Consider the following 25,607-nt stretch of genomic DNA (forward strand, 5'->3'; position numbering starts at 1 on the left):
AAGGTCGCGCTGACGTGGTCTTGACGTTATAGAGGCCTGTCGTTTTGAACAGTCTTCCAGCCGCCAGGCGGCGTCTCAAGGGAAAAGAAACATGGCCAATGTGGTGGTCGTCGGCTCGCAATGGGGCGACGAAGGCAAGGGCAAGATCGTCGACTGGCTGTCTGAGCGTGCCGATGTCGTGGTGCGCTTCCAGGGCGGTCACAATGCCGGTCACACGCTGGTCGTTGACGGCAAGGTCTACAAGCTGTCCCTGTTGCCGTCGGGCGTCGTGCGGCAGGGCAAACTGTCCGTCATCGGCAATGGCGTGGTCTTCGATCCCCACGCTTTCGTCGCCGAAGTGGCGAAGCTTCAGGCTCAAGGCGTCGAAGTCACGCCCGACCGCCTGAAAATAGCCGAAAACACAGCGCTTATCCTGTCACTGCACCGGGAGCTGGATGGATTCCGCGAGGACGCGGCCTCCAATTCCGGAACGAAGATTGGCACGACCCGCCGCGGCATCGGCCCCGCCTACGAAGACAAGGTGGGCCGTCGCGCGGTCCGGGTGATGGATTTGGCGGATTTGGAAACGCTGCCCTTGAAGGTCGACAGGCTGCTGACGCACCACAATGCGTTGCGTCGCGGGCTTGGCCATGCCGAGGTCACGCATGACGCGATCCTGCAGGAACTAACTTCGGTCGCCGACCAGATCCTGCCCTATATGGATCGGGTGTGGAAGATCCTCGACGACAAGCGCCGGGCCGGCGAGCGCATCCTGTTCGAGGGTGCGCAAGGCACCCTGCTGGATATCGACCATGGCACCTATCCATTCGTCACCTCATCCAACACCGTCGCCGGCCAGGCGGCCGCCGGATCCGGGGTCGGCCCGGGTGCCATCGGCTATGTACTCGGCATCACCAAGGCCTATACGACGCGTGTCGGCGAAGGCCCTTTCCCCACCGAGCAGAAGAACGAGATCGGCGAATTCCTCGGCACGCGCGGGCACGAGTTCGGCGTCGTCACCGGCCGCAAGCGCCGCTGCGGCTGGTTCGACGCGGTGCTGGTGCGCCAGGCCGTCGCCGTCAATGGCATCAAGGGCATTGCGCTGACCAAGCTCGACGTGCTCGACGGACTGGACGAGATCAAGGTCTGCACCGGCTACCGTCTCGACGGCGAGATGATCGACTACCTGCCCGCCAGCCAGGGCGCCCAGGCGCGTGTCGAACCGGTCTACGAGACGCTGGAGGGGTGGAAAGGCACCACCGCCGGCGCGCGCAGCTGGAACGACCTTCCGGCCCAGGCCGTCAAATATGTCAGGTATATCGAGGAGCTGATCGGCGCGCCGGTTGCCCTCCTTTCCACGAGCCCGGAACGGGATGACACGATACTTGTGACCGATCCTTTTCAAGACTAGTTTCTGAAGCCTTTCCGGGCATCTCGGCCGATTTGCGGGGGCCGGCGCGGAAGCAAAATACAGGTCGACCGAAGCATGGTAGATTTCGTTCCTATTCTGAAGCAGGCGCTGGCCAAGCATGGCGACGATACGCCTGAAAAGCGTACGCGCATCTATGCCAGCGTTCGTGCCATGCTGGGAAAGAAGCTGGCTGAAAAGACGCCTCCGATGCCAGCTGAAGCCATCAGCAATCAGAAGCGATTGCTTGAGGATGCCATCGCCAACGTGGAGCAGGACTATACCAAGAGCGTCCCCGAGACTGACCCTCTCGCGGAACTGGAGAATATCTTCTCCTCGATCGATCGAAACAAGAACCAGCCGAGTCACACGCGCCAATCGGCAAAGGCGGAACCGGCATGGTCTGCGCCGCCCGCCAAGCCGGAGCCTTACCGGCCGGTGCCCCCACCCGCCGCGAAGCCGGACGCCTACCGACCCGCTCCTCCACCCGCAGCCAAGTTCGAGCCGAACTGGCAAAAGCCGACGCCGGCACCTTCCACTCCGGTTCGGCCCGAAGCCGCGCTCGCAGGCATGGACGCAAACCGTGCGGACGACGAAGTCGACCTGTTCGACAGCAACGAGCAGCCGGTGTCCGATACGTTCGAGCGGCTGCGTCCTGCCGAACGCAAACGCGGCTATGGCGGGATGATTGCCGCCCTCATCGCGCTGCTCGTCGTGGCCGGCGGCGGCTATGGCATCTGGCTGAACAAGGATGCGTTCGGCAAGATGCTGGGGCTCGACGGAACTAAGGTGGCGAATACCGAACCGGTTAAGCCGGCGCCGGTCGAGCCGGCAGCCAATACAGCGCCAACGCCGGCGCCCGCGGCACCGGCCGTTGAGCCCGACAGCACCAAGTTCACGCAGCGGCTGACGCCGCAGGGCGGCGAAGTCGATCCGGGCCCGGCCGGTGGGCAGGCCGGGATCGGGGAAGGCGAATCCGTTGCCGCTCTTACGACGCCGCCGAACGGGACGAACGCGCCGGCCTTTTCCGCGCCGTCCGTCCCGGCCGCAGGCACGCCCACAGCGGCCGCGCCGGCCGCGACCACGCCACCGGCGACAGACCCTGCACCCGCGACGCCGCCCGCCAATGGAACCGCACCCGCGGCGCCCGCCAATGCGACTGCCACGCCGCCGGCGCCAGCAGGCGCCACGCCGGCCCCCGCGGCTACGGAAACTTCATTGCCGGTCGGCCAGAAGGCTATTTTCTACGAGGAGCGGACCAGCACGGCGCAAGGTTCGGCTGAACCCGGCAGCATCGTGTGGTCCCTGGTGCAGGAATCGCCGGGGGGCGACCTGCCGCCCGAGCCGGCGATCCGCGCCGAGGCGACCATCCCCGGCAAGGACATCCAGCTGCGCATGACGATCCGCCGCAACACCGACCAGACGCTGCCGGCGAGCCATATCATTGAAATGATCTTCCTGACGCCGGACGGCTTCGAGGGTGGCAGTGTCGACAACATCCTGCGCGTCGCCATGAAAAGTTCCGAACAGGATGCCGGCAGTCCGCTGATCGGAATTCCGGCCAAGATCGCCGACGGCTTCTTCCTGGTCGCGCTCAACGATACCAAGGCCGATGAGGACGCCAATCTGACCTTGCTGCGCGGTCAGGACTGGATCGACGTGCCGGTGGTCTACAAGACGGGGCGGCGGGCGCTGCTGACTATGGAAAAGGGCATTCCCGGCGAGAAGGTGTTCGACGAGGCGATCAAGGCCTGGCAGGCGAAGACGGCGGGCTGAGGAGAGTTTTGCTCGCTGTCGTCGTGTTCAGAAGCCTTGAAAAAGCATGTCGAGCGCGGCGATGATGTCGTCGTGATATCTGGAGAGATTTCCCTCGACATTCGGCAGCTCAGAGACCGTCAAGGCTGATATGTACTGTGTGACCATCACATGATCTTTGCCGTCTATAACGAAGGTCGGGTTTAGCCGACGGCCCGGGACCGGGGCGATGTTGGGTGGCATCAATGGAACGATGACCCTCGTGCTCAGCCCCTCAAGAAGGTCCGATTGAACGTTGAGAAGATAACCGCTGCTTTCGGCACGCCGATAGAGGTCGTAACGCGCCATCAAAACAGCCGGTACTTGGCCAATGGCAGTCCATTGCGTCTGACATATTCATTGGAGCTTTCGATGGCTTGCTTGTTTTCTTCTTGCCATCGACGGGTTCTTTCCACCGCGATTGCTTTCGCAATACCTGCTTCCGCCGCGCGTGATATGTTGATGCCCAACGCTTTGGCGTCGTTGATCAGCGCAGCATCAATGGACGTATTGACCGACGTTCTCTGAGTTTTGCGTATAGATTGCAACGTGGGGTGGCCTCATCTTATGCGCATAGTTTACGCGCATAAAAGGCTGCATGCAACCTTCACCCCTCCATCTCCTCCCGCAGCATTTCAAGCTCTAGCCATTCCTCCTCCAGCGCCGCCAGCGTCGCGCGTTCCTTGTCGAGGGCGGCGATGGTTTTCTGGAACGAGGCGGGATCGCGCTCGTAATAGGCGGGATCGGCGATATTGTTCTCCAGCCGTGAGATCGACGCCGTCACCGCCTCCATCTTCTTGGGCAGCGATTCCAGCGCGAACTTCTGCTTGAACGACAGCTTCTTCACCGGCCCTTTTGGCGTGACGGCGGCGCTCTTGCCGGACGCCGGCGCATCGCCGGCTTCGGCCCTGGCGCGGGCCTTGCGGTCTTCCAGCCTGGTGCCGCCACGCTGCGCCAGCATGTCTGAATAGCCGCCGGCATATTCGATCCAGCGGCCGTCGCCATCGGGTGCGATGATGCTGGTCACCGTGCGGTCGAGGAAATCGCGGTCGTGGCTGACCAGGATGACGGTGCCGGCAAAGCCGGCGACCAGTTCCTGCAGCAGTTCAAGCGTTTCCATGTCGAGATCGTTGGTCGGTTCGTCGAGAACCAGGAGGTTCGCCGGCCGTGCCAGCACGCGCCCCAATATCAGCCGCGCCCGCTCGCCGCCGGAAAGCTCGCGCACCGGCGTGCGGGCCTGCTCGGCCTTGAACAGGAAATCCTTCATGTAGGACACGACATGACGCTGCTCGCCATTGATGACGAGGTTCTCACCGCGCCCGTCGGTGAGATATTGCGCCAGCGTCTCCTGCGGATCGACCGCCTCGCGCTTCTGGTCCAGCGTGGCGATCTCCAGATTGGTGCCGAGCCGAACCGAGCCGGCATCGGGCTGCAATTCGCCGGTCAGCATCTTCAAAAGCGTCGTCTTGCCGGCGCCGTTCGGTCCCACGAGGCCGACGCGGTCGCCGCGCTGGATACGGGTCGAGAAGCCCTTGACGACGGTCAGGTCGCCGAAGCTCTTCTCGATGTTCTTCGCTTCGATCACCAGCTTGCCGGATTCGGCCGCGTCGCTGGCCACCATGGTCGCCGAACCCTCGGCGCCGCGATGGCCGCGAAAGTTCTTGCGCATGGTCTGCAGTTCACCAAGCCGTCGCATGTTGCGCTTGCGTCGCGCCGTCATGCCATAGCGCAGCCAGTGCTCCTCGCGCACGATCTGGCGGCCGAGCTTGTGCTGTTCGCGCTCTTCTTCTTCCAGCACCAGGTCGCGCCATTCCTCGAAATGGCTGAAGCCCTTGTCCAGCCTGCGTGTCTGGCCGCGGTCCAGCCACACGGTGGCGCGCGACACGCGTTCAAGGAAGCGGCGGTCGTGCGAGATGACGATGAGAGCCGAAGATGTTCGGACGAGTTCGTCCTCCAGCCATTCGATCACCGCGAGATCGAGATGGTTGGTCGGTTCATCGAGAAGCAGGATGTCGGGCTCCGGCGCCATGACGCGGGCAAGCGCTGCCCGTCTAGCCTCACCGCCGGAAAGATCGTTCGGCCGCTCCTCGCCCGACAGGCCGAGATGCTCCATCAGGTAGCTGGCGCGATAGGGATCATCGGCAGGCCCAAGCCCCGCCTCGACATAGGCGCGGACGGTCGAGAATCCCTCCATGTCGGGCATTTGCGGCAAATAGCGGATCGTCGCCGAAGGCTGGCGGAACACCTCGCCGTCCTGCGGCTCGATCAGGCCCGCGGCAATCTTCAAAAGCGTCGACTTGCCCGACCCGTTTCGGCCGACCAGGGCGATCTTGTCGCCGGCCGATGCGACCAGCGCGGCGCCGTCGAGCAGCGGCGTGCCGCCGAAGGTCAGCTTTATCCTGTCGAGATTGAGAAGAGGTGGAGCCATGTCAGCTTTCAGCCAGGGGATAGGGATGAGTAAGCAACAGCGCGCGGCCGTGGCCGAGCTCGATTGCGAGGCGACCGCTGACCTCATTGGAAATTGTCAGCGACGATCCGAACGCAACCTTGACGTGATCGAGCGGCCATTTGGCACCCGTGACAGTCAGGCCGGCGAGCTCGGAAAAACCGAGGATCGAAAACAGCGTGCCATCGGCATGGTCGAAGCCGGCTTTTCCGGGCAGCAGCGGGACGCCTTCCTGGGCGCCGCTGGTCAGAAGCACTTGCGTTCCCGCCTCGGCAAGCCGCAGCGCCAGCGCCAGATGGAGGAAGGCGTGGTCAGCGCGCTTGCCGCCGAAGGCGCCGGCGAGCACAAGATGGGTTGCGCCGCGCTCAAGTGCGGCCGCGATGGCCAGTTCACCGTCGGTCTTGTCTTTTTCCGCCGGAAAGGTTCGGCGGGGGACGGAGGCGAGCTCATCCGGCAAATCGGCCGGCACGGAATCGAAATCTCCCACCCACAGTTCCGGCACCAGCCCCAACAGTCGCGCATGGCCGATGCCGGCATCGGCCGCGATGGTCCGAGAGCCCTCGACCTGACGGTCGAGCCGTGGCGTGCCGATGAGGTCGCCGCCAAGCAGGATGGTGAATGTGCTCATATGCTGAGGCCCTTACCAGCCCGGCACCGGAAACGGAAGGCGGCAAACTCCCCCCTTGCGCGGTTGATCCGGCGGGCCTATGTCTCGAAGCGCTCTAACGGGGTGCCGGACGCGATCTTCGCGGACCGGCTGAGAGGCAGTCTCGCCAACCCGCTGAACCTGATCCGGTTTGTACCGGCGGAGGGATTAGACGTTTCGGACTTTCCGACGCCTCAATTCCTTTCAATTCGAACGAAGGAGGCGCCGATGCGCACGCTTTTCTACTCTGTAATCTCAGCCCTCGTCCTGGCGGCGTCCGGACCGGCTTTGGCCAAAGACAAGCTCACCGTCTATACTTATGAGAGCTTCACCGCCGACTGGGGGCCCGGTCCCTTAGTGGAGAAAGAATTCGAGGCCGAATGCGGCTGCGAAGTCGAGTTCGTCTCGGTCGCCGACGGGGTGGCGTTGCTCAACCGCGTCAAGCTCGAGGGAGCATCGACCAAGGCCGACATCGTGCTCGGCCTCGACACCAACCTCACCGCCGATGCCAAGGCTTCCAACCTTTTCGCACCGCACGGCGCGGTCGGCGCTGTCGATGTGCCGGGCGGTTGGAAGGACGACGTGTTCGTGCCCTTCGACTATGGATATTTCGCCGTCGTCTACGATACCGAAAAGCTGAAGACCCCGCCCAAGAGCCTGAAGGAACTGGTCGAAGGACGCGCCGGCGACAAGATCGTCATCCAGGATCCGCGCACCTCGACGCCGGGCCTCGGCCTGCTTCTGTGGGTCAAATCGGTCTATGGCGACAAGGCGCCGGAAGCCTGGGCGAAACTCAAGCAAAAGGTGCTGACCGTGACGCCGGGCTGGAGCGAGGCCTATGGCCTGTTCACCAAGGGCGAGGCGCCGATGGTTCTGTCCTACACAACTTCGCCGGCCTACCACATGGTCGCGGAAAACACCCAACGCTACCAGGCGGCGTCGTTCGAAGAGGGCGAGTATCTGCAGATCGAGGTTGCCGGCATCACTACGACAGGGGCAAAGAATCCGCTGGCGGCCAAATTCCTGACGTTCATGACCGGACCGAAATTCCAGGACGCCATTCCAGAAACCAACTGGATGTTCCCGGCCGGCAGGACCGACAAGCCGCTCAACCCGGCCTTTGACAAGCTGGTCAAACCGACCAAGACCTTGATGTTCAGCCCCGAGGAGGTCGCAGCCAACCGCAAGGCCTGGGTCGACGAATGGCTGGCGGTGATGAGCAAGTAAAGTCCAGGCCTAATATGATTGCGCCAAGGCACCCCCCTCTGGTCTGCCGGCCACCTCCCCCGCAAGGGTTGAGATTGAGCGCGCTGCGGCTTTCGCCAATCTTCAACCACGCAGAAATGAGCGAGGCGTGGAAGTTGCCAATCTCCCCCCTTGTGGGGGAAATGTCCGGTAGGACGGAGGGGGGTGGGCGCGAACGGGACCTTCGCCAAGCATTTCCCTCGATCACCACCCGCAGTGGATAGCAAGATGCGTACGAGCTATCCGGCAGACCCCCGTGTCACCGCCGGCATCGTCGCGCTTGCCGCGATCGGGGTGCTGATCGGCGGCGCGTTTACCGGCCTCATTCTCGAAGGCATCCATGACTTGTCCGGCGCATGGGCGGCTTTCGATCCTTATCTGCTGCGCGTCGTGCGCTTCACGCTGTGGCAGGCGGCTCTCTCCATGCTGCTGTCGGTCGTCCCGGCGCTGTTCGTGGCGCGCGCGCTGTCGCGGCATCCACGCTTTTTTGGGCGCGCCTTCATCCTGCAGCTCTTTGCCGTACCATTGGCGCTGCCGGCCATCGTGGCGGCCCTCGGCATCCTGGCGCTCTATGGCCGCGCCGGCTATTTCGCCGGTCTGTTCAGCGCGGCCGGCGGCGAGGGCTGGCCGGGTATCTACGGCCTGTCCGGGATACTAGTCGCCCATGTCTTCTTCAATCTGCCGCTCAGCGTGCGCCTGTTCGTCGAAGCGCTGCGGACCATACCGGACGATCAGTGGCGTCTGGCGAGCCAACTTGGCATCGGGGCGGGGCCGGCATTCCGGCTGATCGAATGGCCAACGCTGCGCGCCGCCTTGCCCGGGATTGCCGGGCTTGTCTTCATGCTGTGCATCACCTCCTTCACGATCGTGCTGATCCTTGGCGGCGGGCCGGCGGCGACGACATTGGAGGTCGGCATCTATCAGGCCCTTCGCTTCGATTTCGATCCGGCAAGGGCGGTCATGCTGACATTGCTGCAGATCGCGCTGACCTTTACCGTGGTGCTGGCGTTGACGCGGCTCGGCGCCAATATTGTCGGCGACACCAATCTGCCGGTGGCGCAGCGCCGGCATCTGTCCGTCACGAGCATCGAGACCTGGCTGAACGCCGTGCTGATCCTGCTTGCATTGCTGTTCGTCGTCGGACCCATGGCGGCGACGGTTACAGCGGGACTCGGCGCCGATCTTGGGCGGTTGTCCGGCGAAACCGCCGTGCGGCAGGCGACGCTGACGAGTGTCGGGCTGGCGTTTCTGTCGGCGGTGCTCTCGGTCATGCTCTCGGTGGCGCTGACCATGGCGCGGCGGGCCCTGGCGGTGAACCGCAGAGCCGGCCCCCGGACAATGCTGGAATACGCCACGGATACGGGCGCCGGCTTCGTCCTTGTCGTGCCGCCGATCGTCGTCGGCGCCGGCTGGTTCCTGCTGCTGCGCCATGCCGGCGATGCCTTTGCCATCGCCCCGATCATGGTCGTCACCGTCAATGCGGTGATGGCGATGCCTTTCGCGTTGCGCGCCGTGCGCCCAGCATACGATGCGGCGAGCGAGCGGCATGAGCGGCTTTGCGCGCAACTCGGAATCTCCGGCTGGAACAGGTTCATCCTGGTCGACTGGCCGTCGTTGCGGCGACCGCTCGCCACCGCCTTTGCCTTTGCCATGGCGCTGTCGCTTGGGGACCTCGGCGTCATCGCGCTGTTCGGCAGCGATTCCGTGCGGACCTTGCCCTACCTGATCCTGGCGCGCATGGGCAGTTACCGAACACAGGACGCCGCTGGTCTGGCATTGCTGCTTGGTTTCGTCTGTCTGGCCCTCGTGCTTATGGCCGACCGGCTTGGGAAGGGGAGAAGCCATGACGCCTGAAGGGATGCCGGAAAAGGGCGCCGTGGTGCGGTTGGAAAAGGTGTCCTTCAGCTATGGGGAGGCGCCGCTTGTCTTCGACGTTGCGTTCCCTGCCGCGAAGATCACCGCCATCATGGGACCGAGCGGTTCAGGCAAGTCGACGCTGCTCAACCTTGTGGCGGGGTTCGAGAGGCCGATATCCGGCCGCGTCCTGATCGGGGAAACCGATGTGAGCGCCGAACCGCCCTCCGCGCGGCCGGTATCGATGGTATTCCAGGAAAACAACCTCTTTGCCCACCTCACAGTCGAGCAGAACGCCGGGCTCGGCCGTTCGCCGTCGCTGCGGTTGACGGAGGGCGACCGCGCGGCCGTCGCCGATGCGCTTGCTCGCACCGGCCTTGCCGGCAAGGAGAAGCGGCTGCCGCGCGAACTCTCCGGCGGCGAGCGCCAGCGCGTCGCCTTGGCCCGCGTGCTGGTGCGCGACCGGCCGGTCCTGCTGCTTGACGAGCCCTTCGCCTCGCTTGGGCCGGCCCTGCGCGACGACATGCTCGATCTCGTTGCGGCCGTGCACGCTGAACGCCGCATGACGGTGCTGTTCGTCACCCACCAGCCCGAAGACGCGGAACGCATCGCCGAGCATGTGGTGTTCCTGGACAATGGAGCCGTCGCGGCCACGGGCACGGCGGATGAATTCTTTGCGGGGGCTGGTCCGGATGTATTTCGACGCTATATCGGCGCGAACACCGGGGGCGCCGTATCACGCGATATTGCCCGGAAGCGGACATAATTTACGGTCAAACCGATTGCAGGCGCTAAGACGCTTGCTTGCCATGACCGGCTTAGTGTGGCTAGGTCCGGCCTATCGGTCAGGCATGGGCCGTGATTTCCCACGGCATCCGCCGCCCGTCCCGAGGGACGCGCGACGGATGCCGTGGCAGTTTGGAAGCAGTGCATGAAGGGCGCGAAGATCGATGCATCTTCGCCGTCATACGCAGACTTGAAAGGAAGCCGTTCTGGCGATCGGCGTTGACAGAACTCGAATAAACCCGCTGGCGCGCTTCCTCGCACTGGCCGGTTTTGCCGTGGCATTGGCAAGCTGCCAGATGTTCACGCCTCCGGACGTGCAGGAATCCGGGTTCCAACCTTCCGATAAGCCGATCACCGTCGACAATGTCGGCGCCAACAACAAGCTCGCCGAACTGGCCAAGGCGCAGCATCCGCGAATCCTGGCGACCTATGGCGGCGAGTATTCCGATCCCAGGCTCGAGCGCATGGTCGCCAAAGTGGTCGGCAATCTGACCGTGGTGTCTGCCAATCCGACGCAGACCTATCGCATCACCATCCTCAATTCGCCCAATGTGAATGCCTTCGCTTTGCCTGGCGGCTATCTCTACATAACACGGGGCCTGCTGGCGCTGGCCAATGATTCGGCCGAGCTGGCCGCGGTCATCGCGCATGAGATGGGCCACGTTACCGCAAACCATGGCTTGCAACGCCAGCAGCTCGAGGCCGAGGAAGGCCTGGCGACCAAGGTCGTCTCCGACGTGCTCGGCGATAGCCCGACCGCCAAGGCAGCGCTGATCCGGGGCAAGCTCAGGCTTGCTCAATTCTCGCGCAACCAGGAGCTTGAGGCCGATGCAATCGGAATCAAATCGATTGGCGAAGCCGGCTATGATCCTTTCGCCGCCGGCCGCTTCCTGCAATCGATGTCGGCTTACACCGACTTCCGTTCGATAAGCGGCGCCACCGATGCCAGCCTGGATTTCCTGGCCACGCATCCCAACACGCCGCAGCGCATCGATCTGGCGCAGCGCCATGCCCGCCAGTTCGGAGCGCCAGGCGTGGGTACGCGCGACCGCGATTCCTTCCTTGCCGGTATAGACGGCCTGCTTTACGGCGACACGCCCGAGGAAGGCTATGTTCGGGGCGAAACCTTCCTGCATCCGGGTCTCGGCGTCTCGTTCTCGGTGCCCGAGGGCTTCATCATCGACAATTCGGCCGCGGCCGTGACGGCCACCGGACCGGGCGACATGGCCATTCGCTTCGACGGCGTGTCGATCGATAAGAGCCGTGCGCTGACCGACTATATCCGCAGCGGCTGGGTGGCGGGTCTCGACGAAAGCACAGTCAGGCAGGAAACCATCAACGGCAATGAGGCGGCCACCGCGCATGCCGGCGCCGAGGGTTGGCAATTCGACATTGCGGTGATCCGTGCCGGCGGTCAGGTCTACAGGCTGTTGACGGCGGCGCCGTCGGCCAGCACCGCGCTGGACGGCGTGGCACGATCGGTCAGCGGCTCATTCCGTATCCTCAGCGATGCAGAGAAGGCGGCCTTGAAGCCTCTGCACATTCGCGTGCTCACCGTGCAGCCCGGTCAGACAATGGGAACGCTCGCCGCTCAAATGGTCGGCGTGGACCGCAAGCTCGACCTGTTCCGCGTCCTTAACGCGCTTTCGCCGGGTGCCGCGGTTTCGGCCGGCGACAAGGTGAAGATCGTCACCGACAAGTGAGCCGGTGTCAGGCGGCGTTCGCCCGAAATTCCGGGTTCTGCTTCACCAAGGCGATCTTCAGCTTTTCCATAGCGCGTGCCTCGATCTGGCGGACGCGTTCCTTGGAGATGCCCAGCGTTTCGCCGAGCGCCTCAAGTGTCGCCCCTTCGTCGCTTAGCCGGCGTTCCTCGATGATACGCAGCTCGCGAGCATTGAGCGCGTGAAGCGCCGCCTTCAGCCACCCAGAGCGTCGCTCGACGTCGATCGTGTCGCCCACGACCTCATCTGGCAGCGGATCATCCGAAACCAGGAAATCCATCCGTTCGGTCGAACCCGCGTCGTCGGCAATCGGCATGTTGAGCGAGGAGTCAGGCGCCGACAGCCGCGAATCCATCATGGCGACATCGGCCTCGGATACGCCCAATGCCTCAGAGACCTGCCGATAGAGCGTGGCGTTTGATAGGGGTTCCGGACCATTGGCCAAGCGAGCGCGAAGACGCCGGAGATTGAAGAACAGCGCCTTTTGCGCTGAGCTCGTACCGCCGCGCACGATAGACCAGTTGCGAAGGATGTAGTCCTGCATCGAAGCGCGGATCCACCATGTCGCATAGGTCGAAAATCGCACCTCGCGTTCCGGCTCGAAACGGGCGGCGGCTTCGAGCAGGCCGACATGCCCTTCCTGGATCAGGTCGCCAAGCGGCAGGCCATAGTGACGGAACTTCGAGGCCATGGAGATGACGAGCCGCATATGCGCCACCGTGATGCTGTGCAGAGCATTCTGGTCGTTGTCGTCTTTCCAGCGCATCGCGAGCCGATGCTCTTCGTCGCGCTCGAGATAGGGGGCCCGCATCGCCGCGCGGACCATCGTCCGTCCTGCAGTGTCTTCCATCATGCGACGCTCCCTTGCTCAGCGGACGACCTGTCGATCTGGCTGCGCCGGGTTGAAATGGCGACGCTCCGCCCTAGAACTGCCAAACGTGTCATGCGCGACATGGTTCCGGCGTCGCGAAGCTGTTGCTTGGCTTGCCCGAGAAGCTGCGCGGCTTGGTCGGCGTCAAAGTCGTTTTGAGCGGCAGATGGAGTATGTGGTTTCTCAAACAGCGCGTTTTTGAAAATCTGTTCCTTATTATTTCGATCGGCATCTGGCAGTTTCCAGCCCTAACGCTAAGCCTGAGTACAGGCCAAATTACGGGATCACGCAAAATGAAATGGCTCAAGTCGCTCATCGCCGCCGCAACACTGCAAGCCCTGGCCATCACATCGGGCCATGCCGGCGCCAATCTGGATCAGATCAAGCAGGCTGGGGTCTTCAAGGTCGGCACGGAAGGCACCTATGCGCCGTTCACCTATCATGACGCCTCCGGAGCCCTTGTCGGTTTCGATGTCGAGATCGCCAAGGCGATCGCCGAGAAGCTTGGCGTCAAGGCCGAGTTCCTGGAAGGCAAATGGGACGGGCTGATCGCGGGTCTCGACGTCAGCCGGTATGATGCGGTCATCAACCAGGTCGGCATCACCGACGCGCGCAAGGCCAAGTACGACTTCTCCGATCCGTATATCGCTTCCAAGGCTGTGCTGATCGTGCGCGGCGACAACACCGACATCAAGACCTTCGCCGACCTCAAGGGCAAGAAGTCGGCGCAATCCTTGACCTCGAACTTCGGCAAGCTGGCCGAGGCGAATGGCGCCGAACTCGTCGGCACCGATGGCTTCGACCAGTCGATCCAGCTGCTGTTGACCGGCCGTGCGGACGCCACCATCAATGACAGCCTGTCGTTCCTCGACTTCAAGAAGCACAAGCCGGACGCCAATGTGAAGATCGCCGCGCAGGAGGAGAACGCCGACTATTCCGGCGTCATCGTTCGCAAGGGCGACCCGGAATTGGTCGCCGCGATCAACAAGGCGCTGGCCGACATCAAGGCCGACGGCACCTACAAGAAGATCGCGGACACCTATTTCGGCCAGGACGTCTCGAAATAGCGATCCGAGCGCGGACCGAGGACGGTTCGTACATTTCCGACCAGCGGCGGACCGTCTTTGACGGGCCGCCGCTTTTGTCGTGATATGGCGCCGTAGCGCCGCTTTGAAAGAGCGTCGCCAATCAGTCTGGAGGACCGTTCGTGCCGCACTGGCTGCAACTGATGCTGGAGTCGCTGCCTTCGCTTCTGTGGGCGGCGCTGATCTTCACCGTGCCGCTGACGCTCCTGTCTTTCGTGCTTGGCCTGACCGTCGGCCTCGGCGCAGCGCTCGGCCGGCTGTTCGGCCCGAGGCCGGTGGCCGCGCTCGTGCGCTTCTATGTCTGGATCTTTCGCGGCACACCACTGCTGGTGCAGCTTTTCCTTATCTTCTACGGCCTGCCTTCCGTCGGCATCCTGCTCGATGCCTTCACCGCCGCCTTGATCGGCTTCACCCTCAATGTCGGCGCCTATACGTCGGAAATCATCCGCGCGGCCATCGGTTCGGTGCCGAAGGGGCAATGGGAAGCCGCTTATTCCATCGGCATGACGTGGAGCCAGGCCATGCGGCGTACCATCCTGCCGCAAGCCGGCCGGGTCGCCGTGCCGCCGCTCTCCAACACCTTCATCTCGCTGGTCAAGGATACGTCGCTGGCGGCGGCCATCACGGTGCCGGAAATGTTCCAGGCGGCGCAACGCATCGTTGCCACCACCTACGAGCCGTTGATCCTCTATGTCGAGGCGGCGATCCTCTATCTGGCGCTGAGCTCGGTACTGTCGGCCTTGCAGGCGCGGCTCGAGAGGCGGCTTAACCGCTATGGCGGTTTCCTGGAGGCGCGCTCATGATCAGCCTCGGCAATATAGAAAAGCGCTTTGGCGACAATCTGGTCCTGAAGGGCGTCACCGTGACCATCGCCGAAGGCAGCGTCACCGCGCTGGTCGGCCCTTCGGGCGGCGGCAAGAGCACGCTGCTGCGCTGTATCAACCTGCTGGAGATACCGACTTCGGGCACGGTTCGCATCGGCGACGAGGCGCTCCAATTCCGTCCGGGCGGCCGGGTCTCGGCCAGGGACATCCAGCGTCTGCGCCTGCAGACCGGCATGGTGTTCCAGAACTTCCAGCTGTTCCCGCACCGCACTGCAATCGAGAATGTCATGGAAGGGCTGGTTACGGTGCTGAGATGGCCGGCGGAGAAGGCCCGCGAGCGGGCGCTCGCCCTGCTGGAAAAGGTTGGCATGGCGCACAAGGCGGACGCCTGGCCGGCAACGCTGTCGGGTGGCCAGCAGCAGCGCGTGGCGATCGCCCGGGCGCTTGCGCCATCGCCCAAGGTGCTGCTGTGCGACGAACCGACCTCGGCGCTCGACCCGGAGCTGGCGCAGGAGGTGGTCGACGTGCTGGGCACGCTCGCGAGCGAAGGCACGACCATGGTGATGGCGACGCATGATCTGCGCCTGGCGTCCAAGATCGCACAGGAAGTGGTATTCCTCGATGCGGGAGTCGTCGTCGAGAAGGGGCCGTCCGCCGTGCTGTTCGACAGGCCGCAACAGGAACGCACCAGGCGCTTCATCGCGACACTGAAGCAGGAGGCGGAGAAGGAAGGTGGCGGCGAGGCATAGGCGCCGCCTTACCCCGTCTTTCCAAAAAACAAAAAACCCGGCGCGAGGCCGGGTTTTTATCGAATTCAGGGGCGGGAGCTTAGGCGGCTTCTTCCTGCTCGGCTTCCTCATTGTCAGCCTTGGCGCCGCGCTTCGGGCCCTTGTTGAGGTTAACCTCGATCAGGCGAACGGCTTCGGTCTCCGACATGCGGTTGACCGCCGCGATTTCACGGGCCATGCGGTCGAGGGCAGCCTCGTAAAGCTGGCGTTCGGAATAGGACTGCTCCGGCTGGTTGTCGGCGCGGTAGAGGTCTCGCACGACTTCCGAGATCGAAATCAGGTCGCCGGAATTGATCTTCGCATCATATTCCTGGGCGCGGCGCGACCACATGGTGCGCTTCACGCGGGCACGGCCCTGCACGACCTTGAGGGCGCGCTCGACGTAATCCTCTTCAGACAGCTTGCGCATGCCGATGGAGGTCGCCTTTGCGACCGGCACTTTCAGGCGCATCTTGTCCTTCTGGAAGTCGATGACGAACAGTTCCAGCTTGTGTCCAGCAACTTCCTGCTCATCGATCGAGACGATCTGGCCGACACCGTGCGCCGGGTAGACGATGTACTCGCCGGTCTTGAAACCATGACGCCCAGCGGTGGACTTCTTTTGCGGGGTGATCGTTGCCATTACGCCCTGAACTCCTTGTTGTGGTACCGGCGTCCTGCCGGTCCGAACTCGTGCGATCGGGGAAACCGATCGTTAGCCGCACAACAGATGAACCCACCCGCAAGGCCGGGACCGGCCAACCGCATGATTGCGACCGCCTGGCCCAGATAGCTCTGGTCCGGGATGGGATTTTCACCTTTCAGTGATTTGGGGCGTCTGCGCCATAAATCGACGTTGTGTCACCGGCATGTTTCGCTGATGTAACACAAAAAGTCGGAAGAATCAAGGTTTTGCTGCATTCGCGAAGGTCATGGCTTCGCACCGCCTGTCAAGACGGTTTGCAAAACATACCTCTTACGCTACGTCACGCGGCCTCGCCGGCCGTGCTTTCAATCGCCTTGGCCGGGCTCCGCCGAGAAGTATTTCTCGAACTTGCCCGCCTCGCCGTCAAAGGATTTGGCGTCGGCGGGCGGGTCTTTCTTGGCGGTAATGTTGGGCCATTTGTCGGCATATTCTGTGTTGATCTGCAGCCATTTGTCGAGGCCCGGCTCGGTGTCGGGCTTGATCGCGTCAGCCGGGCACTCCGGCTCGCAGACGCCGCAGTCGATGCACTCGTCGGGATGGATGACGAGCATGTTTTCGCCTTCATAGAAACAGTCGACCGGACACACCTCTATGCAGTCCATGTATTTGCACTTGATGCAATTATCGGTCACGACATAGGTCATCGGTCGACTCCGGGACGTCCCGTTTTGCTGGGCTTTTGGCGTGAGGTAACGTCTTTGGCCAGCGCTTGCAAGGGCGGCCTTCGCCGGTTGCGCCGGCATTGCGGAATGGAATTCCCAACGAGGGTCATGACGCCAGCCGGTTAGTGCAGGGCCGTCACCCGTTGCGGTAGAGCTTCCCGAAGGCGCGCGTCGGCCGTGCGATCCCGTCAGTCCTCGCCGATCAAGCGGTCGGTCTGGCGGCGCTCGCGTTTGGTTGGCCGACCGCTGCCCGCCTCGCGCAGCGCCGGGATGGCGTCGGGCGGTTCGTCGCCCTTGGGAACCGGCGGCGGCGACATGTCCTCGTAAAGGGTCCGCGCCTCCTCGGAGGGGCCGCGCCGTACCCCCGAGTTCAGCACTTTCCAGACGAAGATGCGCCGCTCGAGCGTGATGGTCAGGACATCGCCAGGCTTGACCTGGTCGGAAGCCTGCGATGCTTTGTCGCGATTGATGCGGACCCGGCCGGCAACCACAAGTTTCGCCGCCAGCGAACGCGACTTCACGGCGCGCGCGAAGAACAGCCATTTGTCGATGCGCTGTCGGTCCCTGGCGGCCATCGGCGCAACCATCGGAGCGGAGCCGGGCTATTTCTTCAGCTGGTCGCGCAAGGCGGCGAGCTTGGCGAAGGGCGAGTCCGGATCGAAGCGGACAGGGCGTTCCTCGCGCGGCTTGGCCTGGAAGGCCGGCTTTGCCCCGCCCTTGACGTGATCGGGCCGCCCGCCCTTGCCTTCCGGCCTGCCGCCCTTCCAGTCGGGCCGCTCGCCCTGCGGGCGGACGTCACGGCGCTGTTCGCCTTCGGCCTGCGGCTTGGGCTTGAACTTCGAACGGTCGAAGCGGGGCTTGCCCGGGCCCTCGCGCCGACCCTCATGGGCCGGACGTTCGCCGGGCGCGGCAGCCGCCGGTGCGGCGCCATCGGCAGCCGGTGCATTGCCGCGTCCGCGCGCCTGCCCGCTGCGCTGGCGATTGTTGCGGCCTTCGTGATGACGCGGGCGCTGTTCGAAACGGCCCTGGCGCCACAGCAGGATAGGCTTGGGTGCTTCGGCCACTTCACTTTCCCCCTCGTGGGGAGCGTCGGCGCGTAGCGCCGGGGTGGGAGCAGCGACGGCACCGTCAGCATCCACCACATCACTGGTTTCGCCAGCATCACTTGCGGAGACAGAGCCATCGCCCGCGTCGCTTTGCGCCGCGACCTCTCCCATCGAGGGAGAGGTGAGAGCGTTGTCGCCTTCGACGGCGGTGACGTTAGAAATGGCTTCCGCAGCGAGCGGACTCTCTTCCGTGACTTCGGCCGGAGCTTCGGGTTGCTCTTGCGCGGCAGGCTCGGCTGCTGTTTCCGCGGCGACCTCGGCCGGTGCTTCGACCGCAGCCTCGGCGGCAGCCGGTTCCGAACCCTCAACTGCTGCCTCAGGAGCCGCATCTGTTGCGGCAGCCTCCGCGGCCTTGGCCTGCTCGGCACGCGCGGCCTCTTCCGCTGCGAACTTGGCCGCTGCCGCTTCGCGGGCGGCATTGTCTTGGGCTTCCAGGCGGGCCTTGACCTCGGCGGCCGGTCTCGGTTCGGCACGATAGCCGAGGCCCTTCAGGATCTCTTCCATGTCGTCGGCGGTGGCGCCGAGGATCGACATCATGGGCGGCGTCACCATGAAGGCCTGGCCGTCATAGGCGCCGTCCGGACGCTGGCCGAGACCCGGTTTCCAGTTGGTCGCCGGACGGATCAGGTCCGCCAGCCGCTCCAATATATCGATGCGCACGGCGCGACGGCCGAGATTGCGGTAGCCGGCAAGCTTGTAGAAGGCCTTGTCGAAGGCCGGATCGATAACCACCGAGGTGCGCCCGGAGGCGAGCGCATGGACCACATCGCCGAAGCCCGGCTTGTCCTTGCCGTCATTCTTCAGCGCCCAAAGCAAGGTCACCAGACCGGCGGGCGCCGGCTTGATCAAGGCAGGCACGAAGACGTGGTAGGCGCCGAAACGCACGCCGAGCCGGCGAAGTGCCGCGCGGCCTTCCTGGTCGAGCGACTTCATCTCCTCGGCAATATCGCGGCGGTTGATGAGGCCGAAATTCTCGACCAGCTGGAAGGCTATGCCACGGCCGATGCCGGAGATCTGGTCGGCGTTCTTCAGGTCGACCAGCGGCTTCAAGAGCGACTCGATCTGGAAATTGACGAAACGCTCCGCCCGCGCTGCGACCTTGTCACGCGCCGGGCCGGTCAGTTGCTCATCGGCCAGCAACACCAGGCGCGGCCTCAGCGCGTCTTCGCCCGAAACCAGCGTGCCGATCGGCGCGCCGATCCAGCGCAGCGTGCCGTCCGAGCCGAGCGCGATGTCGGCATTGGCGCTGGCGCCGAAGCGTTCGGCGCGCGCCTCGAATTCCGCGGCCAGCGCCTTCTGCGCTGCGGTGCGCACCGCCTTGGCGTCTTCGCCGCCGGCGCTCTGGTCGGCGGTGAAACGGAACCCCTGCAGTTCGCCGACATGGTGGCCTTCGACGAGGACGGTTCCGGTAGGGCTGATTTCGGCTTCAGGCATGGTATTTTCTCTAAGGCGCCGCATGAGGACGGAAGTCCTGCGGTCTACGAAGCGTTTCGTCAACCGCTCATGCAGCGCATCGGACAATCTGTCTTCGATTTCGCGCGTCTTTTCCTGCCAGTGTGCCTGATCGGCCAGCCAGCCGGGCCGGTTCGACACGAACGTCCAGGTACGGATCTGAGCGATGCGGTGCGACAGTGTATCGATGTCGCCCTCCGTGGTGTCGGCGCGGCGCACCTGCTCGGCCATATAGTTCTCGTCGACATGGCCATGCCGGGCGAGGTCCGTATAGATGGACGCGATGAGATCCGCATGCTGGGCCGGCGCGATCTTGCGATAGTCCGGCAGCGCACAGGCCTCCCAAAGCAGCGCGACGCGTTTGGCGTTGGTGGCCAGCGCGCGGATGTCCTCGTCGCGCGATAAATATTCGAGGGCCTGGGCGTCCACCGCCGGCAGCGCGCGGGTCAAGCCTTCGACCGGGGCGTTGGTTTCGATAGAACGTTTCAGCGCGTCGAGGCTGGCGAAGTCGAACTGCGCGGTGCGCCATTGCAGCACCTTCACCGGCTCGAAATCATGGCCCTCGATCTTCGTGATCAACTCCTCGTCCAGGGGGTCGACCTGGCCGGTCACGCCAAAAGTGCCGTCACGCAGATGGCGGCCGGCGCGTCCGGCGATCTGGCCAAGCTCCGCCGCGGTCAGATTGCGGTACTGGAACCCGTCGAACTTGCGGTTCTGGGCAAAGGCGACATGGTCGAGATCGAGGTTGAGGCCCATGCCGATGGCGTCGGTGGCAATGAGATAGTCGACATCGCCCGATTGGAATAGCGCGACCTGGGCGTTGCGGGTGCGCGGGCTGAGCGCGCCAAGCACGACCGCCGCCCCGCCCTGTTGGCGGCGGATCAGTTCGGCGATGGCATAGACCTCGTCGGCGGAGAAGGCGACGATCGCCGTGCGCCGCGGCAGGCGGGTCAGCTTCTTCGATCCGGCATAGGCCAGATGCGACAGCCTCGGCCGCGTCACCACTGAGACGCCCCTCAGCAGGCGCTGGAGGATGCCCTGCATGGTGGCCGCACCCAGCAGCAGGGTTTCCTGGCGACCGCGAAGATGCAGGATGCGATCGGTGAAGATGTGGCCGCGCTCGAGGTCGCCGGCCAGCTGCACCTCGTCGATGGCGACGAACGCAGCCTCGGTCGTTCGGGGCATGGCCTCGACCGTGCAGACGGAATATTTCGCGCCGGCCGGCTGGATCTTCTCTTCGCCGGTAATGAGCGAGACCTTGTGCGCTCCGACCTTCTCGCAGACGCGGCTGTAAACCTCCCGCGCCAGCAGCCTGAGCGGCAGGCCGATGATGCCGCTCTCATGCGCGACCATGCGCTCGATGGCGAGATGGGTCTTGCCGGTGTTGGTTGGCCCAAGCACGGCGGTCACGTCGCGGCCCGACAGGATCAGCGGCTCGGCGGGTTTCGGCTGGATGTTCATCGACCTGGAAATAAGGCTTCTGGCCTCTGTTTGTCGGGACCGGCCCCTGGATGGCGCGTATGACAGCCGACACATAGGGATTTAGAGCGCCAAGCGAAAGCGGAATGTTCAACCGACTGCTTTGAGAGGCATGTGGGACGTCTCGAGCGCTGGCGATTAACGGATGGAACGAGTCTGGAACGAATCGGCGACGAATCAGTGACTCCTGCGGATTCAGCTTTTGTTCACGGCTATATGTGGAATTCGCGGTCGTGAGACTCACCACATGATGAATCGGCGACGTGGCCCGTTTCATGCTGAGACCCAAACTGCATTAACCTTTGCCGCCGGCGATCACACCAACGTATTGCCGCGGCGCAAGCTTATGGAATTGTTGATCTTTGCTCGTCGCATCACGGCTGCGAAGCCACATTCCAGCGGCCGTGATTTACGTTTCAGCCAAAGCTCGAACCAATCTGCGACTGTCGGCGATGTTGGTGTCTCCGCGTGTTGTCCACCCCGACATCTCGTGTTGTCCACAGCTTGTCCACCGGCAACCCACAAAGTTGCAGCGAAGTTTCGCACAGCCGGCACGGATGCCGCTATCGGCCGGTCGGCAGACCGGCCGGTATCGAAACTGCGCGAAACTCCGGCAATATTTTCAGGCTATATACTGGCCGCCATTGGCGGTCAGCGTTGAGCCCGTTATAAAGCCGGCATCCTCGGAGGCCAGGAAAACGACGCAGCGGGCGATCTCTTCCGGTTCGCCCATGCGACCCACCGGAATCTGCGGGATAATCCGCTCGTTGAGGACCTTCTCGTCGATCGCCTTTACCATTTCGGTGGCGATGTAGCCGGGGCAGATGACATTGACGGTGATACCGGCGCGCGCACCCTCCTGGGCAAGCGCCTTGGTAAAGCCGATGTCGCCGGCTTTGGCGGCGGAATAGTTGACCTGGCCGGCCTGGCCCTTCTGGCCGTTGATCGACGAAATGGTGATGACGCGGCCGAACTTGCGCTCGCGCATGCCGGCCCACAGCGGATGCGTCATGTTAAATACGCCGGAAAGGTTGGTGTCGATGACCTCTTTCCACTGGTCGCGGGTGATCTTGTGGAACATGGCGTCGCGGGTGATGCCGGCATTGTTGACCAGCACCGAGACCGGGCCTAGATCGGCCTCGACCTGTTTGATGCCGGTGGCGCAGGCATCATAGTCGGCGACCGACCATTTGTAGACCGGAATGCCGGTGACATCCTTGAACTTGGCCGCCGCCTCATCGTTGCCGGCATAGTTCGCGGCAACCGAATAGCCGGCGTTCTTCAGCGCCATCGATATCGCCGCGCCGATACCGCGCGACCCGCCTGTGACGATTGCAACCTTGGTCATAGTGCTCCCTCCCTTTGGTTGGGGCGCGAACAGGGAGTAGCGAATAGCAGGTCGGGATCCAATGTCCCTTCGCCGACGCAGTTCTTCCCCGTTCGCTACCCCCTGTTCACTTCCATCTCAGAGCGCCTCGACGCACATGGCGACACCCATGCCGCCGCCGATGCACAGTGTGGCGAGGCCCTTCTTCGCCCCACGACGGCGCATTTCGTAGACCAGCGTGTTGAAGATGCGGGCGCCCGACGCGCCGATCGGATGGCCGATTGCGATGGCGCCGCCATTGACATTGACGATCGCGGGATCCCAACCCATGTCCTTATTGACGGCGCAGGCTTGGGCGGCAAAGGCTTCGTTGGCCTCGATGAGGTCAAGATCGCCTACCGACCAGCCCGCCTTTTCCAAAGCCTTGCGCGACGCTGGAATGGGTCCTGTTCCCATAATCGCCGGATCGACGCCGGCGGTCGCCCAGGAGGCAATGCGCGCCAGCGGCGTGATGCCGCGCCGCTGCGTCTCCGCTTCGCTCATGAGCACCACGCCGGCGGCCCCGTCATTGATGCCCGATGCGTTGGCGGCGGTTACCGTGCCGTCCTTGTCGAAGGCCGGCTTGAGCCTGGTCATGGCGTCGAGGGTCGCGCCATGGCGGATATACTCGTCCTGGTCGACAATGGTGTCGCCTTTCTTGCCCTTGAGCGTGACGGCGACGATCTCGTCGTTGAATTTGCCGGCCTTCTGCGCTGCCTCGGCCTTGTTCTGGGAAGCGAGCGCGAACTGGTCCTGGTCATCGCGGGTGATCTGGAACTGGCGGGCGACATTCTCGGCCGTGTTGCCCATGTGATAGCCGTTGAAGGCATCCCACAATCCGTCCTTGATCATGGTGTCGATCAGCTTGAAGTCGCCCATCTTGACGCCGGCGCGCAGGTGCTGGGCGTGCGCTGAAAGCGACATCGATTCCTGTCCGCCGGCGATAATCACCTTGGCGTCGCCGCCGGCGATCTGCTGCATGCCGAGCGCAATCGCGCGCAAGCCCGAGCCGCAGACCTGGTTGAGGCCCCAGGCTGTGGTTTCCTTCGGCAGGCCGGCATTGATCGATGCCTGCCGGGCCGGGTTCTGGCCCTGCGCGGCGGTCAACACCTGGCCCAAAATGACCTCGTCGACCTCGGCGGCTTCCACACCGGCGCGCGACAGCAACTCCCTGATGACGACGGCGCCGAGTTCATGCGCCGGGGTGGCCGCGAACGCTCCGTTGAAGGATCCGACCGGCGTGCGCGCGGCACTGGCAATAACGATGGAAGCGGACATGTTCTTCTCCAGACTTCAGGCTGTTAGCTGCGTGTAAGGACTTTTCTTGCCCTTTCCAGAACCCGAGTCAAACCTGAATTGGGCATGGGTCCCGTGTGCTGCGGGCAGGGCGGGGGACGCGATCGCAGCAGCCAGTCCAATGCTGCGCAGCAAATTTTGGCCGCCGTGCAGCATTTAATGATCCCGCACTGCACAAACCGCTTGGAATTGCGCGGGTTTTGGGCATATCCTCAAAAAAGGCACAATCGTTACCGGCACCTTACAACAGGCGCGCCGGTGTCCCGGGAGGATACAGATGGCCGCGAAAGACGATCCGATCATCATCAAGAAATACGCCAATCGCCGCCTCTACAATACCGGTACCAGCACCTATGTGACCCTCGAAGACCTGGCCGAGATGGTCAAGAAGGGCGAGGACTTCACCGTTCAGGACGCCAAGACCGGCGACGACATCACGCATCCGGTTCTGACCCAGATCATCTTCGAACTCGAGAACAAGGATGGGCAGAACATGCTGCCGATCCCGTTCCTGCGCCAGTTGATTGCCTATTATGGCGACCAGATGCAGATGATCGTGCCGAGCTTCCTCGAACAGTCCATGCTCGCTTTCTCCAAGGAGCAGGAGCGCTTTCGCGAGCAGATGAAGGGCGCGATCGGCAAGTCGCCGCTCGACATGATGAAGATCACCACGCCGATCAAGGCGCTGGAGGAGCAGACGCGCCGCAATATGGAGATGTTCCAGAATGCGATGCGGCTGTTCACCCCGTTTCCGCCCGGGGGCGCCGCGCCTGCCGCCGCCCAGGCCGAGCCGGCGCGGAAGGATGCGCCGGAAAAGCCTGATGATTTGCAGGAACTCAAAGAGCAGATCGCCGCCATGCAGCGGAAGCTCGACACAATGTCGTGACGTTCCGGATCCAATGATCCGACAGCCAGCCTCGCCTTGTTCACTGTGATCTAGGGTAGCGGCCCCGCATAGCGACCGCGCGGCCTGATGAGACTTCCGCTCGTTATCTGCTCCACGGCATGCGCGGCCCAGCCGACGCTGCGGCCGAGTGCGAACAGCCGGAAGGGCGCATCGGGCGGCAGGTTCAGCCTGCGCGTCAGGGCGGCCAGCGCAAAGTCTACGTTCGGGCGCTCCCCGGTCGCGGCAAGGGCAGCGTCGCGCAGTAATGACATCGTGTCATCGACCTCGACACCGCTCAGCAGCGCCGCTGCCCGTGGATCGCCTTCAGGGTAAAGCGGATGGCCAAACCCGGGCAAGGGACGGTCATGATCGAGCCAAAGGCCGATCGTTGCATCCGCGCCTTGCCTAGCCGCATCGTCGGCCAGTCGCATCACCGCCTCGCCGGCGCCGCCATGGCGCGGCCCCGACAATGTGGCGAGGCCGGCGAGGAGACAGGCGGCCAGCGATGCGCCTGTCGAAGCAGCGACGCGGGCGGCGAATGTCGATGCGTTCAGTTCGTGGTCGGCAAGCAGCACGAGCGCATGGCGGATCTCTTCGGCGCCACGCGCGTCCACCGACCAACCGTGCGCCAATCGCTCATGAACGCGCCCTGGTCCCGATGCGCCCACCGCTCCAGCCAGCACGCCCACCGCCTGTGCCGCATCGGCATGCAAGGCGGCGGCGCCGCGCCCCAGCGATGGACGCCCCTGGCCCGCCAGCGCAGCAAGCCGCGCGAAGGCTAAGGCGCGGCCGTCTGCGAGCGCTTCATCCGGCGACGGCACGTCGAAAGCCGGCGGTTCAGGCAAGTCCCAGAGAACGGCGGCCGTGTCTTCCAGCGTGGCATGCTCGCACAGCTCGACGGCATCCTGGCCACGATAGATGAGACGTCCGTGCGATACGGTCGAGATTGCTGTGACGATCGACGGCTCGCCCCAGGCAATGGCGCTTTCGGCGATGGCTGAGGGGCTGCGTCCCCGTGCCCGGCGGACCGCCAGAGCGGCGATGTCATCGGCGCGGTACTGGCTTCGTCTCGGGTCCGCCCGGTCGGGCCGCATGGCGATGCGTCCACGGCTGACATAGGCGTACAGCGTCTGTGCCCGTACCTTCAGCCGCTCCAACGCTTCTTCCCGGGAAAGCCATTCCGACATATTGATTCACTTGATCAAGATTGATGAGCATTCCATCAAGC

22 protein-coding genes and 1 riboswitch are annotated in these 25,607 nt (G+C 63.8%); of the genes, 10 read left to right on the plus strand and 12 right to left on the minus strand.

Going from position 1 to position 25,607, the window contains the following annotated elements; translation table 11 throughout:
- The first annotated feature begins 91 nt into the window (after positions 1 to 91).
- Positions 92 to 1,390: an adenylosuccinate synthase gene (locus LB513_RS07620; protein ID WP_224662847.1), complete on the plus strand. Its 1,299-nt coding sequence runs from the start codon at positions 92 to 94 to the stop codon at positions 1,388 to 1,390.
- Between the two features lie 75 nt (positions 1,391 to 1,465).
- Positions 1,466 to 3,163 carry a hypothetical protein gene (locus tag LB513_RS07625; RefSeq protein ID WP_224662848.1) on the plus strand — a complete coding sequence of 566 codons (1,698 nt, stop codon included), beginning with the start codon at positions 1,466 to 1,468 and terminating at the stop codon, positions 3,161 to 3,163.
- Positions 3,164 to 3,190: 27 nt separating this feature from the next.
- Here LB513_RS07625 and LB513_RS07630 read toward each other — a convergent pair whose 3' ends face one another.
- From LB513_RS07630 to LB513_RS07645, 4 genes are read right to left on the minus strand one after another with little or no spacing between them, the layout of a single operon-like run.
- The gene (locus LB513_RS07630; RefSeq protein ID WP_224662849.1) at positions 3,191 to 3,490 is read right to left on the minus strand and encodes a CcdB family protein; all 300 of its coding nucleotides are present in this window, start codon (positions 3,488 to 3,490) and stop codon (positions 3,191 to 3,193) included.
- Positions 3,490 to 3,729: a type II toxin-antitoxin system CcdA family antitoxin gene (locus tag LB513_RS07635; protein WP_263481994.1), complete on the minus strand. Its 240-nt coding sequence runs from the start codon at positions 3,727 to 3,729 to the stop codon at positions 3,490 to 3,492. Before LB513_RS07635 ends, LB513_RS07630 begins: the two co-directional genes overlap by 1 nt.
- Before the next feature lie 59 nt (positions 3,730 to 3,788).
- The gene (locus LB513_RS07640; protein WP_224662850.1) at positions 3,789 to 5,609 is read right to left on the minus strand and encodes an ABC-F family ATP-binding cassette domain-containing protein; all 1,821 of its coding nucleotides are present in this window, start codon (positions 5,607 to 5,609) and stop codon (positions 3,789 to 3,791) included.
- 1 nt (position 5,610) lies between these two features.
- Positions 5,611 to 6,255: a thiamine diphosphokinase gene (locus LB513_RS07645; RefSeq protein WP_224662851.1), complete on the minus strand. Its 645-nt coding sequence runs from the start codon at positions 6,253 to 6,255 to the stop codon at positions 5,611 to 5,613.
- A gap of 88 nt (positions 6,256 to 6,343) precedes the next feature.
- Positions 6,344 to 6,458, plus strand: a riboswitch (TPP riboswitch).
- Between the two features lie 43 nt (positions 6,459 to 6,501).
- On the opposite strand from LB513_RS07645, the gene thiB reads away from it, so the two are divergent.
- The 4 genes from thiB to LB513_RS07665 all read left to right on the plus strand — a co-directional run bounded on the left by thiB (position 6,502) and on the right by LB513_RS07665 (position 11,861).
- Positions 6,502 to 7,500, plus strand: a complete 999-nt coding sequence (gene thiB, locus LB513_RS07650) for a thiamine ABC transporter substrate binding subunit (protein WP_224662852.1) — start codon at positions 6,502 to 6,504, stop codon at positions 7,498 to 7,500.
- A 246-nt stretch (positions 7,501 to 7,746) separates the two neighbouring features.
- Complete coding sequence (gene thiP / locus LB513_RS07655) at positions 7,747 to 9,372, plus strand: thiamine/thiamine pyrophosphate ABC transporter permease (protein WP_224662853.1); 1,626 nt, start codon at positions 7,747 to 7,749, stop codon at positions 9,370 to 9,372.
- Positions 9,362 to 10,138 carry a thiamine ABC transporter ATP-binding protein gene (gene thiQ, locus LB513_RS07660; RefSeq protein ID WP_224662854.1) on the plus strand — a complete coding sequence of 259 codons (777 nt, stop codon included), beginning with the start codon at positions 9,362 to 9,364 and terminating at the stop codon, positions 10,136 to 10,138. The genes thiP and thiQ overlap by 11 nt, the downstream gene beginning before the upstream one ends.
- Before the next feature lie 253 nt (positions 10,139 to 10,391).
- Positions 10,392 to 11,861 carry a M48 family metalloprotease gene (locus tag LB513_RS07665; RefSeq protein WP_224662902.1) on the plus strand — a complete coding sequence of 490 codons (1,470 nt, stop codon included), beginning with the start codon at positions 10,392 to 10,394 and terminating at the stop codon, positions 11,859 to 11,861.
- Positions 11,862 to 11,868: 7 nt separating this feature from the next.
- On the opposite strand, the gene LB513_RS07670 is transcribed toward LB513_RS07665, so the two are convergent.
- Complete coding sequence (locus tag LB513_RS07670) at positions 11,869 to 12,732, minus strand: RNA polymerase factor sigma-32 (RefSeq protein ID WP_224662855.1); 864 nt, start codon at positions 12,730 to 12,732, stop codon at positions 11,869 to 11,871.
- Between the two features lie 311 nt (positions 12,733 to 13,043).
- Here LB513_RS07670 and LB513_RS07675 point away from each other — a divergent pair, with 311 nt between their 5' ends.
- From LB513_RS07675 to LB513_RS07685, 3 genes are all read left to right on the plus strand, one after another.
- The gene (locus LB513_RS07675; protein WP_224662856.1) at positions 13,044 to 13,817 is read left to right on the plus strand and encodes an amino acid ABC transporter substrate-binding protein; all 774 of its coding nucleotides are present in this window, start codon (positions 13,044 to 13,046) and stop codon (positions 13,815 to 13,817) included.
- A 140-nt stretch (positions 13,818 to 13,957) separates the two neighbouring features.
- Complete coding sequence (locus tag LB513_RS07680; RefSeq protein ID WP_224662857.1) at positions 13,958 to 14,638, plus strand: amino acid ABC transporter permease; 681 nt, start codon at positions 13,958 to 13,960, stop codon at positions 14,636 to 14,638.
- On the plus strand, positions 14,635 to 15,408 hold the full coding sequence (locus LB513_RS07685) for an amino acid ABC transporter ATP-binding protein (protein ID WP_224662858.1): 774 nt from the start codon (positions 14,635 to 14,637) through the stop codon (positions 15,406 to 15,408). The genes LB513_RS07680 and LB513_RS07685 overlap by 4 nt, the downstream gene beginning before the upstream one ends.
- 79 nt (positions 15,409 to 15,487) lie before the next feature.
- On the opposite strand, the gene LB513_RS07690 is transcribed toward LB513_RS07685, so the two are convergent.
- The 6 genes from LB513_RS07690 to LB513_RS07715 form a co-directional block, all read right to left on the minus strand.
- Positions 15,488 to 16,069, minus strand: a complete 582-nt coding sequence (locus LB513_RS07690) for a CarD family transcriptional regulator (RefSeq protein WP_224662859.1) — start codon at positions 16,067 to 16,069, stop codon at positions 15,488 to 15,490.
- Positions 16,070 to 16,437: 368 nt separating this feature from the next.
- A complete protein-coding gene (fdxA, locus tag LB513_RS07695) occupies positions 16,438 to 16,776 on the minus strand; it encodes a ferredoxin FdxA (RefSeq protein WP_224662860.1) in 339 nt (112 codons plus the stop codon).
- 206 nt (positions 16,777 to 16,982) lie between these two features.
- On the minus strand, positions 16,983 to 17,369 hold the full coding sequence (locus LB513_RS07700; protein ID WP_224662861.1) for an RNA-binding S4 domain-containing protein: 387 nt from the start codon (positions 17,367 to 17,369) through the stop codon (positions 16,983 to 16,985).
- A gap of 27 nt (positions 17,370 to 17,396) precedes the next feature.
- Positions 17,397 to 20,813 carry a helicase-related protein gene (locus LB513_RS07705; protein WP_224662862.1) on the minus strand — a complete coding sequence of 1,139 codons (3,417 nt, stop codon included), beginning with the start codon at positions 20,811 to 20,813 and terminating at the stop codon, positions 17,397 to 17,399.
- Positions 20,814 to 21,453: 640 nt separating this feature from the next.
- Complete coding sequence (gene phbB, locus LB513_RS07710) at positions 21,454 to 22,179, minus strand: acetoacetyl-CoA reductase (protein ID WP_224662863.1); 726 nt, start codon at positions 22,177 to 22,179, stop codon at positions 21,454 to 21,456.
- 117 nt (positions 22,180 to 22,296) lie between these two features.
- Positions 22,297 to 23,475 carry an acetyl-CoA C-acetyltransferase gene (locus LB513_RS07715; protein WP_224662864.1) on the minus strand — a complete coding sequence of 393 codons (1,179 nt, stop codon included), beginning with the start codon at positions 23,473 to 23,475 and terminating at the stop codon, positions 22,297 to 22,299.
- Positions 23,476 to 23,770: 295 nt separating this feature from the next.
- Between LB513_RS07715 and phaR the strand changes: the two genes are divergently transcribed.
- Complete coding sequence (gene phaR, locus LB513_RS07720; protein ID WP_224662865.1) at positions 23,771 to 24,379, plus strand: polyhydroxyalkanoate synthesis repressor PhaR; 609 nt, start codon at positions 23,771 to 23,773, stop codon at positions 24,377 to 24,379.
- Positions 24,380 to 24,429: 50 nt separating this feature from the next.
- Here the strand turns inward: phaR and LB513_RS07725 are convergent, their stop codons facing one another.
- Positions 24,430 to 25,566, minus strand: a complete 1,137-nt coding sequence (locus LB513_RS07725; RefSeq protein ID WP_224662866.1) for a citrate synthase — start codon at positions 25,564 to 25,566, stop codon at positions 24,430 to 24,432.
- Positions 25,567 to 25,607: the final 41 nt, after the last annotated feature.

It is taken from the genome of Mesorhizobium sp. ES1-1 (assembly GCF_020164785.1).
Lineage (GTDB): Bacteria > Pseudomonadota > Alphaproteobacteria > Rhizobiales > Rhizobiaceae > Mesorhizobium.

Bases quoted from the DNA above. Each gene is read 5' to 3' on its own strand.
- LB513_RS07620 (WP_224662847.1), top strand. From the start codon at position 92: ATGGCCAATGTGGTGGTCGTCGGCTCGCAATGGGGCGACGAAGGCAAG.
- LB513_RS07625 (WP_224662848.1), top strand. From the start codon at position 1,466: ATGGTAGATTTCGTTCCTATTCTGAAGCAGGCGCTGGCCAAGCATGGC.
- LB513_RS07630 (WP_224662849.1), bottom strand. From the start codon at position 3,490: ATGGCGCGTTACGACCTCTATCGGCGTGCCGAAAGCAGCGGTTATCTT.
- LB513_RS07640 (WP_224662850.1), bottom strand. From the start codon at position 5,609: ATGGCTCCACCTCTTCTCAATCTCGACAGGATAAAGCTGACCTTCGGC.
- LB513_RS07645 (WP_224662851.1), bottom strand. From the start codon at position 6,255: ATGAGCACATTCACCATCCTGCTTGGCGGCGACCTCATCGGCACGCCA.
- thiB (WP_224662852.1), top strand. From the start codon at position 6,502: ATGCGCACGCTTTTCTACTCTGTAATCTCAGCCCTCGTCCTGGCGGCG.
- thiP (WP_224662853.1), top strand. From the start codon at position 7,747: ATGCGTACGAGCTATCCGGCAGACCCCCGTGTCACCGCCGGCATCGTC.
- thiQ (WP_224662854.1), top strand. From the start codon at position 9,362: ATGACGCCTGAAGGGATGCCGGAAAAGGGCGCCGTGGTGCGGTTGGAA.
- LB513_RS07670 (WP_224662855.1), bottom strand. From the start codon at position 12,732: ATGATGGAAGACACTGCAGGACGGACGATGGTCCGCGCGGCGATGCGG.
- LB513_RS07675 (WP_224662856.1), top strand. From the start codon at position 13,044: ATGAAATGGCTCAAGTCGCTCATCGCCGCCGCAACACTGCAAGCCCTG.
- LB513_RS07685 (WP_224662858.1), top strand. From the start codon at position 14,635: ATGATCAGCCTCGGCAATATAGAAAAGCGCTTTGGCGACAATCTGGTC.
- LB513_RS07690 (WP_224662859.1), bottom strand. From the start codon at position 16,069: ATGGCAACGATCACCCCGCAAAAGAAGTCCACCGCTGGGCGTCATGGT.
- fdxA (WP_224662860.1), bottom strand. From the start codon at position 16,776: ATGACCTATGTCGTGACCGATAATTGCATCAAGTGCAAATACATGGAC.
- LB513_RS07700 (WP_224662861.1), bottom strand. From the start codon at position 17,369: ATGGCCGCCAGGGACCGACAGCGCATCGACAAATGGCTGTTCTTCGCG.
- LB513_RS07705 (WP_224662862.1), bottom strand. From the start codon at position 20,813: ATGAACATCCAGCCGAAACCCGCCGAGCCGCTGATCCTGTCGGGCCGC.
- phbB (WP_224662863.1), bottom strand. From the start codon at position 22,179: ATGACCAAGGTTGCAATCGTCACAGGCGGGTCGCGCGGTATCGGCGCG.
- LB513_RS07715 (WP_224662864.1), bottom strand. From the start codon at position 23,475: ATGTCCGCTTCCATCGTTATTGCCAGTGCCGCGCGCACGCCGGTCGGA.
- phaR (WP_224662865.1), top strand. From the start codon at position 23,771: ATGGCCGCGAAAGACGATCCGATCATCATCAAGAAATACGCCAATCGC.
- LB513_RS07725 (WP_224662866.1), bottom strand. From the start codon at position 25,566: ATGTCGGAATGGCTTTCCCGGGAAGAAGCGTTGGAGCGGCTGAAGGTA.